The organism is Burkholderia paludis, from assembly GCF_000732615.1.
GTDB lineage: Bacteria > Pseudomonadota > Gammaproteobacteria > Burkholderiales > Burkholderiaceae > Burkholderia > Burkholderia paludis.
Map to the genome: position 1 here is coordinate 1 of NZ_JPGL01000132.1, position 3,906 is coordinate 3,906.

General features: G+C 66.2%; 1 pseudogene. It reads right to left on the bottom strand.

The window, feature by feature from the left end:
- Nucleotides 1–3,906 (bottom strand): annotated as a pseudogene (locus GQ56_RS45365) (ESPR-type extended signal peptide-containing protein); the annotation flags it as partial.

Sequence of the window (3,906 nt, forward strand, 5' to 3'; positions counted from 1 at the left end):
CCGTTGCCGACCGCGACGCTGCTGGCGCCCGCCGCGCTGGCGTTCACGCCGGCGGCGAGGGCGTTGATGCCCGTGGCGCCGTCGTTGTTGTAGTTCGCCTGCTGCGTGCCGCCGTCGTTGACGCTGTAGTAGTGCGTCTTCGCGGCGTTGATCGCGGTCGAGGTCGAGGTCGACAGCGACGTCACCGAGCTGTTCGTCGTGCTCAGGCCGGTGGACAGCGAGCCGATGCCGGTCGAGGTCGACGTGGACAGCGAGGTGATCGTGCTGTTGGTCGACGACAGGCCGGTGGACAGCGAGCTGATGCCGGTCGAGGTCGACGTGGACAGCGAGGTGATCGAGCTGTTAGCCGACGAGAGGCCGGTCGACGTCGAAGTCGACAGCGAACTGATCGAGCTGTTCGCCGACGAGAGGCCGGTCGAGGTCGACGTGGACAGCGACGTGATCGAGCTGTTGGCCGACGACAGGCCCGTCGAGGTCGAGGTCGACAGCGACGTGATCGAGCTGTTGGCCGACGAGAGGCCGGTCGAGGTCGAGGTCGACAGCGACGTGATCGAGCTGTTGGCCGACGAGAGACCGGTCGAGGTCGAGGTCGACAGCGACGTGATCGAGCTGTTGGCCGACGAGAGACCGGTCGAGGTCGAAGTCGACAGCGACGTGATCGAGCTGTTGGCCGACGAGAGGCCCGTCGAGGTCGAGGTCGACAGCGACGTGATCGAGCTGTTCGCCGACGAGAGGCCCGTCGAGGTCGAAGTCGACAGCGACGTGATCGAACTGTCGGCCGACGAGAGGCCGGTCGACGTGGACGTCGACAGCGAATCGATCGAGCTGTTGGCCGACGACAGACCGGTCGAGGTCGAGGTCGACAGTGACGTGATCGAGCTGTTGGCCGACGAGAGACCGGTCGAGGTCGAGGTCGACAACGACGTGATCGAGCTGTTGGCCGACGAGAGACCGGTCGAGGTCGAGGTCGACAGCGAGGTGATCGAGCTGTTCGCCGACGAGAGGCCCGTCGAGGTCGACGTGGACAGCGACGTGATCGAGCTGTTGGCCGACGAGAGGCCCGTCGAGGTCGATGTGGACAACGAGGTCACCGAACTGTCGGTCGACGAGAGGCCGGTCGACAGGGAGCCGATCGAGCTGGTGGCCGACGAGAGACCGGTCGAGGTCGAGGTCGACAGCGACGTGATCGAGCTGTTCGCCGACGAGAGGCCGGTCGAGGTCGACGTGGACAGCGACGTGATCGAGCTGTTAGCCGACGACAGGCCCGTCGAGGTCGATGTGGACAGCGAGGTCACCGAACTGTCGGTCGACGAGAGGCCGGTGGACAGCGAGCCGATCGAGCTGGTGGCCGACGACAAGCCGGTCGACGTGGAGGTCGACAGCGAGGTCACCGAGCTATCGGTCGACGAGAGGCCGGTGGACAGCGAGGTGATCGAGCTGGTGGCCGACGACAAGCCGGTCGACGTGGAAGTCGACAGCGAGGTCACCGAGCTATCGGTCGACGAGAGGCCGGTCGACAGGGAGCCGATCGAGCTGTTGGCCGACGACAGACCCGTCGACGTGGAGGTCGACAGCGAGGTGATCGAGCTGTTGGCCGACGAGAGGCCCGTCGAGGTCGAGGTCGACAGCGAGGTGATGGAGCTGTTCGCCGACGACAGGCCCGTCGACGTGGAAGTCGACAGCGACGTGACCGAGCTATCGGTCGACGAGAGGCCGGTGGACAGCGAGCCGATCGAGCTGGTAGCCGACGAGAGGCCGGTCGACGTGGAGGTCGACAGCGACGTGACCGAGCTATCGGTCGACGACAGGCCGGTGGACAGCGAACCGATCGAGCTGGTGGCCGACGACAAGCCGGTCGAGGTCGACGTGGACAGCGACGTGATCGAGCTATTGGCCGACGAGAGGCCGGTCGACGTGGAAGTCGACAGCGAGGTTACCGAACTATCGGTCGACGAGAGGCCGGTCGACAGGGAGCCGATCGAGCTGGTGGCCGACGACAGGCCCGTCGACGTCGAGGTCGACAGCGACGTGATGGAGCTGTTGGCCGACGACAGACCGGTCGAGGTCGACGTGGACAGCGAGGTGATCGAGCTGTTGGCCGACGACAAGCCCGTCGACGTGGAAGTCGACAGCGACGTGACCGAGCTGTCGGTCGACGAGAGGCCGGTGGACAGCGAGCCGATCGAGCTGGTGGCCGACGAGAGGCCGGTCGAGGTCGACGTGGACAGCGAGGTGATCGAGCTGTTGGCCGACGACAGGCCGGTCGACGTGGAAGTCGACAGCGAGGTCACCGAGCTGTCGGTCGACGAGAGGCCGGTCGACAGCGAGCCGATCGAGCTGTTGGCCGACGACAGGCCGGTCGACGTCGAGGTCGACAGCGACGTGATGGAGCTGTTGGCCGACGACAGACCCGTCGAGGTTGACGTCGACAGCGACGTGACCGAACTGTCGGTCGAGCTCAGACCAGTCGACAACGACGAGATTGCGCTGTCGGACGACGACAGCGTCGTCGACAGCGAATCGACGGCCATATTGGTCGCGTAGAGTTGCGAGCCATTGATGGCATCCGTGCTGGTCGAGGTGACCTGACCGGCTGCAACGTTCGTGATCTGACGCTCCGAACCCGGGGCGCCGACGCTGACGACGCTGGTGGGCGCACCACCCGCGAACGTGTAGGTCGAACCGCCGATCGTGCCGGTCGGCGTGGGGTTGGGCGCCGCAGTGATCGAACCGCTGCCGAGTGCGACGTCGCTGGCGTTGTTTGCCTTCGCACCGCTGCCGAGCGCAACACCATCTGTCGCGGCGGCGCTCGCGGTATCGCCGAATGCCAGCGCGCCCGCCGCACCTGCCACCGACATGTTGCCAAGCGCCACCGATCCTTGTCCGATCGCGGTGTTGCTGTTACCGATTGCCACTGCGCCGTTGGCCGCGTTGGCCGGCGTGGCGGTTTGCGTGCCGTCGCTGTTCGCGATGTTGTTCGCGCCGCCCGTGAACGCACCGGTACCCGACGCATAGCTCGGATCGCCGATCGCCACCGCGCCGTTGCCGCTGGCGACGTTGCCGGAGCCGATCGACACGGCCGTGCCGCCCGTTGCCGATGCGTTTTGACCGATCGCGACCGCGCCTGCCGACTGCGCGTTCGAACCGTTGCCGACCGCGACGCTGCTGGCGCCCGCCGCGCTGGCGTTCACGCCGGCGGCGAGGGCGTTGATGCCCGTGGCGCCGTCGTTGTTGTAGTTGCCGCCTTGCGTGCCGCCGTCGTTGACGCTGTAGTAGTGCGTCTTCGCGGCGTTGATCGCGGTCGAGGTCGAGGTGGACAGCGATGTCACCGAGCTGTTCGTCGTGCTCAGGCCGGTGGACAGCGAGGTGATACCCGTCGAGGTCGAGGTGGACAGAGACAGGATCGAGCTGTTGGCCGACGAGAGGCCGGTCGAGGTCGAGGTTGACAGCGAGGTGACGGAGCTGTTGGTCGACGACAGGCCGGTGGACAGCGAGGTGATACCCGTCGAGGTCGAGGTCGACAGCGACGTGATGGAGCTATTCGCCGACGAGAGGCCGGTCGAGGTCGAGGTTGACAGCGAGGTGACGGAGCTGTTGGTCGACGAAAGGCCGGTGGACAGCGAGGTGATACCCGTCGAGGTCGAGGTCGACAGCGACGTGATCGAGCTATTCGCCGAGGACAGGCCGGTCGAGGTCGAGGTAGACAACGACGTGACGGAGCTGTTGGTCGACGAAAGGCCGGTGGACAGCGAGGTGATACCCGTCGACGTGGAAGTCGACAGCGACGTGATCGAGCTATTCGCCGAGGACAGGCCGGTCGAGGTCGACGTGGACAGCGAGGTGACGGAGCTGTTGGTCGACGAGAGGCCGGTGGACAGCGAGGTGATACCCGTCGAGGTCGACGTC